The sequence below is a fragment of the Pseudogemmobacter bohemicus genome, assembly GCF_003290025.1.
Taxonomy (GTDB): Bacteria; Pseudomonadota; Alphaproteobacteria; order Rhodobacterales; family Rhodobacteraceae; genus Pseudogemmobacter; species Pseudogemmobacter bohemicus.
In genome coordinates, this window is sequence record NZ_QNHG01000007.1 from 201,119 (window position 1) to 207,149 (window position 6,031).

Annotated in this window: 6 protein-coding genes; 5 read left to right on the top strand and 1 reads right to left on the bottom strand. The window is 62.3% G+C overall.

The features are described 5' to 3' along the window. Nucleotides 1-12 precede the first annotated feature (12 nt). Nucleotides 13-723, bottom strand: coding sequence for a GntR family transcriptional regulator (locus DRF71_RS25945; RefSeq protein ID WP_198672391.1), 711 nt, complete (start codon nucleotides 721-723; stop codon nucleotides 13-15). A gap of 156 nt (nucleotides 724-879) precedes the next feature. Here DRF71_RS25945 and DRF71_RS25950 point away from each other — a divergent pair, with 156 nt between their 5' ends. The 5 genes from DRF71_RS25950 (at nucleotide 880) to DRF71_RS25970 (ending at nucleotide 6,010) form a co-directional block, all read left to right on the top strand. Next, nucleotides 880-1,863: a TRAP transporter substrate-binding protein gene (locus tag DRF71_RS25950; protein ID WP_112313343.1), complete on the top strand. Its 984-nt coding sequence runs from the start codon at nucleotides 880-882 to the stop codon at nucleotides 1,861-1,863. Between the two features lie 73 nt (nucleotides 1,864-1,936). After that, nucleotides 1,937-2,422: a TRAP transporter small permease gene (locus DRF71_RS25955; RefSeq protein WP_112313344.1), complete on the top strand. Its 486-nt coding sequence runs from the start codon at nucleotides 1,937-1,939 to the stop codon at nucleotides 2,420-2,422. Then, nucleotides 2,419-3,699 (top strand): TRAP transporter large permease, encoded by a 1,281-nt coding sequence (locus DRF71_RS25960; RefSeq protein ID WP_112313345.1) that lies wholly within the window; start codon nucleotides 2,419-2,421, stop codon nucleotides 3,697-3,699. The genes DRF71_RS25955 and DRF71_RS25960 overlap by 4 nt, the downstream gene beginning before the upstream one ends. A 62-nt stretch (nucleotides 3,700-3,761) precedes the next feature. Next, nucleotides 3,762-4,751 (top strand): Ldh family oxidoreductase, encoded by a 990-nt coding sequence (locus DRF71_RS25965; protein ID WP_112313346.1) that lies wholly within the window; start codon nucleotides 3,762-3,764, stop codon nucleotides 4,749-4,751. 47 nt (nucleotides 4,752-4,798) lie between these two features. Further along, nucleotides 4,799-6,010 carry an iron-containing alcohol dehydrogenase gene (locus DRF71_RS25970; RefSeq protein ID WP_112313347.1) on the top strand — a complete coding sequence of 404 codons (1,212 nt, stop codon included), beginning with the start codon at nucleotides 4,799-4,801 and terminating at the stop codon, nucleotides 6,008-6,010. The last annotated feature ends 21 nt before the right edge of the window (nucleotides 6,011-6,031 follow it).

The following is a 6,031-nucleotide window of genomic DNA, read 5'->3' on the forward strand; positions in this document are numbered from 1 at the left end:
TAGAAACGGGTTTCAGTCTTCGATGAAGAAGGGTTCCACCCGGTCGCGCGAATGGCCGAGGTGGCGCGCCATTGCCTCGCGGGCGGCGGCGGCATCCTTGCTGCGGAGCGCGTCGAGCAGTTCCAGATGTTCACTGACTGCGCTGGTGGTGATGGTGGCGTGATAACGCAGCCGGAACAGGTTGGAATGGATATAGAGCCGCGACAGCGCTTCGGCAGCCACCTGATTGCCGGCGATCTGTGCGATGCGGGCGTGGAAGGCATTGTCACGTTCGGCAAAGCTGCCGAAATTGTCGGGCCGGCTTTCCTCGGCCAGCCTGCTCATCTCGTGACACAGCTCTTCCAGCGCGGTGATGTCCTCGGGTGTTGCGCGGGTGGCGGCCAGACCGGCCAGCTCAGGCTCGATCATGGCGCGAAAGGCATAGGTGTCGCGGAAATGGTTGCCGCCGGGCAGGGGAGCAGCCGAAAAGCCGGAATTGAACTTCTGCAGCACCAGTCCCTCGGATTCGAGACGGATCAGCGCCGCGCGGATCGGCGTCTGCGACACGCCGAAATGCCGGGCCAGCGCATCGACCGACAGCCGCTCGCCTGGCGGGATCCTCAGCGCGATCAGATCCGCCAGCAGCGCGTCATAGATTTCATCCCCCAGCGGATGTGCTGCCTGCTTCTCCCGCAGGGCTGCTGCGCTGGAATATAATTGTGGGCCAACCGGCTTCGCTGACATTTTCTGTCTCCTCCCTGCCCGTAATCTCTTGACCCTTCCGCACCGGATGTCTAGCCTAAAATCGTATCGTATCGCAAATGGCGATCTGTATACGTCTATCATGACAAGGGTGGTGCGTGTTTCTGGAGGGAGTCCCGCCACCCCAGGGAGGATAAAATGTCGTTTAATTTCCGCGCTCTGGCGCTGACCGCCGTTTCGGCTTGCGCCATGTTGGCAGGGACTGCACTTGAAGCCCGCACACTGAATATCGCGATGACTCCGCCGGAAGAATCGCATTACGGAGCCGCCGCAAAGGCCTTCAAGGAAAAAATCGAAGAGCTTTCGGGCGGCGAGATCACCGTTGAGATCAAAGCCAATGGCGTGCTTGGTGGTGAGCGTGAGATCCTTGAGGGGATGCAGATCGGCTCCATCGAAATGGGTGTCACCTCGACCGGCCCGGTGGGTGGTTTCGTGCCCTCGACCTATGTCCTCGACCTGCCGTTCCTGTTTAAGGATTACGACAATGCGCGGGCGATTCTTGATGGCGAGATCGGCCAGGAGCTTCTGAACGATTTCGAGCCCGTTGGCATCATGGCGCTTGGCTGGGCCGAGAATGGCTTCCGCTATGTCACCAATTCGAAAAAGCCGATCGCAACACCGGACGATCTGAAAGACATGAAGATCCGCACGATGGAAAATGACATCCATCTGGGGTCTTTCACCGCGCTTGGCGCAGCTCCGCTGCCGATGTCCTGGAATGAGGTGATCACCGCGCTGCAACAGGGGACCATCGACGGCCAGGAAACGCCGATGTCGATCTTCATCGCGAACCGCATCTGGGAAGTGCAGAAATACGCGACCCTGACCGGGCATTTCTATTCGCCCTCGCTGATCATGATGTCGAAAGTCCATTGGGACCAGCTGAGCGAAGAAGAGCAGGGCTGGGTGCGTGAAGCCGCCGCTGCCGGTGTTGCCGCCAATCGCGCCTATGTCGAAAATGACGAAAAGCGAGGCCTTGAAATGCTGCGCGCCAATGGGATGGAAGTGATCGAAACGGTCGACCAGGAGGCTTTCGCTGAAGCCGTCTCGGCCGTCTATGACGTCTTCACCTCGACCTATGGCAGCGAGACGCTCGAAAAGATCCGTGCCGCTCAGCGGTGATCTGAGCCGGTCGCGCCCCGCCTGAGCCGGGGCGCGACCCAACTCTCCCATGACAACATACGGAGGAGGAGCGATGCGCAGGCTTGTGCACGCCGGAGAGAAGTTTGTCTCTCTCACCCATAATATCGCGGCTGCATTGCTTGCCGTTTCCGCAATTCTGGTTTTCCTGCAGGTGGTTTCGCGTTTCGGGGGCGGGCATTCCCTGGCCTGGACCGAGATTCTGGCACGCGGCACGGTGATCTGGATGGTCTTCATGGCTGCCGCTGCCGGTTTTCGCCTTAACGCGATGATCCCGCTGGAATTCATCCGCGATGTGGTGCCGGCGCCGATCAAATCCCTGGTACTGTGGTCGGTCTTTGTGCTGACGCTCGTCTTCCTCTTCGTGATGTCCTGGTATGGCACCCAGATGGCGATGCGGGTTGCGAACCAGAAGATCGCCATGCTCGGCATTTCGATGGCCTGGTTCTATGCCGCGATCCCGGTGGGCTGCCTCTGCGCGCTGCCCGGTGTGCTCCTCGGCCATTTCCGCACTGTTGCCGATGAGAGGCTCCCGGAATGAATATTGCACTTGTTTCGGCACTGATTGTTCTGTTCGCGCTGTCCGTGCCGGTGGCGGTTGCCATCGCACTCTCCGCCATCTTCAGCATCACGCTCTTCAGCAATCTGCCGCTGCTGGTGGTGCCGCAGAAAATGTTCAACGCGCTGGACAGCTTCCCGCTGCTGGCGATCCCGTTCTTCATCCTTGCTGGCAATCTGATGAGCCATGGCGGCGTGTCGCGCCGGCTGGTGGATTTCGCAAAGTCCATGGTCGGCGGTGTGCAGGGCGGGCTTGGCGCCTCCTGTGTGATGACCTGTATGATCTTTTCCGCGATCTCCGGCTCCTCGGTCGCGACCACCTTTGCGGTCGGTGCGATCCTGATCCCGGCGATGATCCGCCATGGCTACCCGACCCCGGTCGCAGGCACCATTCAGGCGGCTTCGGCCGAGCTGGGCGTGATCCTGCCGCCCTCGATCCCGATGATCCTTTATGCGGTTTCGACCGAGACCTCGGTCACCCAGATCTTCATCGCGGGCATTGGTCCGGGCATCCTGATCGCAGTTGCGCTGATCGTGATGACGCAGATCTGGTGCCGCGTGAAAGGCTACGGCAAAAATGACGGTGCTGACCGCCAGCCCTTCCTGAAATCCGCCATGAGCGCCTTCTGGTCGCTGCTGATGCCGGTGGTAATCGTGGGCGGTATTTATGGCGGTGTCTTCACGCCCACCGAGGCAGCAGCGGTTGCGGTCTTCCTGGCGCTCTGCATCGGGCTTTTCATCTATCGCGAGTTGAAATTCAGCGATCTGCCGAAGATCTTCCGCCAGTCGGTGGTATCGACCGGGGCGGTCATGCTGATCATCGCAGCGGCGGGGCTGTTCTCGTTCCTCGTCTCGATGTCGGGCCTGCCGAAAATGGTTGGCGCCTGGGCGTCGGACAGCTTTGAAAGCTGGATCACCTTCCTGCTCTTTGTGAACCTGCTCCTGTTCGTGGTGGGGATGTTTGTCGAGACTTCGGCGGCGATCCTGGTGCTGGCCCCGATCCTGACCCCGATTGCCATCGCTTATGGAGTCGATCCGGTGCATTTCGGCATGATCATGATCGTGAACCTCGCCATGGGGATGATCACGCCGCCGCTCGGGGTGAACCTCTTCGCTGCCGCCTCGGTTGCGAAGATCCCGGTGCAGCGCATGTTCAAACCGCTGATCTGGCCGGTGACGACGATCATCCTGTCGTTGATGCTGATCACCTATGTGCCTCAGATATCGCTGTTCTTACGCGATCTCTCGCTGGCGCAATAGGTAACCCCGGCGGCGGCCGGCACTCCCCCGGCCGCCGCCTTTCCTGATACGAAGGCTGACCCATGATCCCTGTCGAGGAAATCCGCTCCACCGCGATCCGCGCGCTGACCAGAGGCGGTCTGTCGCCCGACCACGCCGCGATCCAGCTGGAGCTGTTGCTGGATGCCGAGATGCGCGGCGTGCCGTCGCATGGCCTGTTGCGGCTGCCGCGCGTGATCGAGCGGGTGGCAAATGGCGCGACCAATCCGGCAACGCGCGGCGCGCAATCCTGGCGCGGCCAGGCGCTGCTGGATGTGGATGGCGAGCAGGGGCTAGGGCCGGTGGTGGCGCTGGCTGCGCTGGAAACCGCGACGGCGCGGGCGGCGGAGACCGGATCCTGCGTGGTGGCGATCCGCAATTGCGACCATCTGGGCATGCTCGCCTTCTACGCCGAAAAGCTGGCGCGTGAGGGCAAGGTGCTTTTGGGCATGACCGTGTCTGAGGCGCTGGTGCATCCCTATGGCGGTCGCCAAGCCATGATCGGCACCAATCCGATCACCATCGGCGTCCCGGCCGAGCCGCTGCCTTTCGTCTTCGACATGGCCACCAGCCTTGTCTCGATGGGCAAGATCCATGACCACGCCCATCGTGGCGCTCCGATCCCCGAAGGCTGGGCGCTGGATGCCGAAGGCAATCCGACGACCGACCCGAATGCTGCGAAACTTGGCGCCATCGCACCCTTTGGTGGTGCGAAAGGCTACGGCCTGGGGCTGGCGTTCGAGGTGCTGGTTTCGGCCCTTACCGGATCGGCCATCGGCACGGCTGTGAAAGGCACCCTAGACTCCACGGAACCCTGCAACAAGGGCGACCTCTTCGTGGTGATGGAACCCGCCTCCGGCTTCATGCCGCTGGTTTCGTGCTTCCTGGAAGAGCTGCGCCACTCGGCCCCCGCCGATCCGGCCCATCCCGTCCGCATCCCCGGCGACCGTGCCACCGTCACCCGCGAGCGCGCGGGCCGTGACGGGCTGAACGTCGCTACCGAGGTCTGGCAGCGCATCTGCGCGCTGGCCTGAGAATTTCAACGATCCGCCCCTTTGCCGGGCAAAGAAGGAGTAGTTTCATGCGGTTCGATTATGGCGTCACCCGCGCCCCGCAGCGTCTGGTCTTTGGCCCCGGCCAGCGCGCCGCGCTTGGCCGATTGGCGCGCGACCTTGGAACCCGCGCGCTGATCTGCACCGATGAACGTCTGGGCGGTCTGCCGCTGCTGGGCGAACTGGTTGCCGATCTTGAGGCGCATGGCGTGACGGTTGAGGTTTTTGCCGAGACCCAGCCAGAGCTGCCGCTGGACGGCATCACCACCTGCGCCGAACGCTACAAAGACTTTGCCCCGGATATGGTGATCGGTTTTGGCGGCGGAAGCTGCCTCGATCTGGCCAAGCTTGTCAGCCTTCTCCTGACCTTCCCCGGCCCGCTGTCGAATTACTATGGTGAGTTCAAAGTGCCCGGGCCCGTGCGCCCGATCATCGCGATCCCAACCACCGCCGGCACCGGGTCCGAGGCCACCCCGGTCGCGGTTCTGGCCGACCCGGAACGCGTAATGAAGGTCGGCATCTCGTCGCCTGAGCTGATCCCGCATACCTCGGTCTGCGACCCGGAGCTGACCGTGACCTGCCCGAAGGGCCTGACCGCAATTTCCGGCGCCGATGCTCTGGCCCATGCGATTGAGGGCTTTGCCGCCGTCAGCCGTGAGGCCACCCCGGATCTGGCGGTGACCCGCGTTTTTGTCGGCAAGAACACGCTCTCCGATGTCTATGCGCTGCGGGCGATCAAACTGATCTACGATCACCTCGAAACCGCCGTGAACCAGCCCGAGAATATCGAGGCACGTTCGGCGGTGATGCTGGGATCCACCCTTGCAGGTCTTGCCTTCGGCACCGCAGGCACTGCGGCGGCCCATGCGATCCAGTATCCGATCGGCGCAGAAACCCATACGGCGCATGGGCTTGGCGTTGGCGTGCTGCTGCCCTTTACCATGCGCTTCAACGCGCCGGTCGCGGCGGGCGATTACGCAGAAATCGCGCGTGAAATCGGCGTGGCGAGTGCGGCGGATGAGGATGCAAAAGCCTCCGACGCGCTGATCGCCGCGCTGTCGGCGCTGTTTGCCCGTGTCGGCATGCCCGCCACCATCGACAAGATCGGTGTAATACCCGAAAGCCTCGACAGCATCGCCACGCTGACGATGAACGCCGCGCGTCTGGTTGAAAACAACCCCCGCCCTCTGTCGCCCGAGGCGATCCGCACCATTCTTGACACTGCCATGGCGTCTGCCTGAGAGCCTGAGGACCATAAACCT

Bases quoted from the DNA above. Each gene is read 5' to 3' on its own strand.
- DRF71_RS25945 (WP_198672391.1), bottom strand. From the start codon at position 723: ATGTCAGCGAAGCCGGTTGGCCCACAATTATATTCCAGCGCAGCAGCC.
- DRF71_RS25950 (WP_112313343.1), top strand. From the start codon at position 880: ATGTCGTTTAATTTCCGCGCTCTGGCGCTGACCGCCGTTTCGGCTTGC.
- DRF71_RS25955 (WP_112313344.1), top strand. From the start codon at position 1,937: ATGCGCAGGCTTGTGCACGCCGGAGAGAAGTTTGTCTCTCTCACCCAT.
- DRF71_RS25960 (WP_112313345.1), top strand. From the start codon at position 2,419: ATGAATATTGCACTTGTTTCGGCACTGATTGTTCTGTTCGCGCTGTCC.
- DRF71_RS25965 (WP_112313346.1), top strand. From the start codon at position 3,762: ATGATCCCTGTCGAGGAAATCCGCTCCACCGCGATCCGCGCGCTGACC.
- DRF71_RS25970 (WP_112313347.1), top strand. From the start codon at position 4,799: ATGCGGTTCGATTATGGCGTCACCCGCGCCCCGCAGCGTCTGGTCTTT.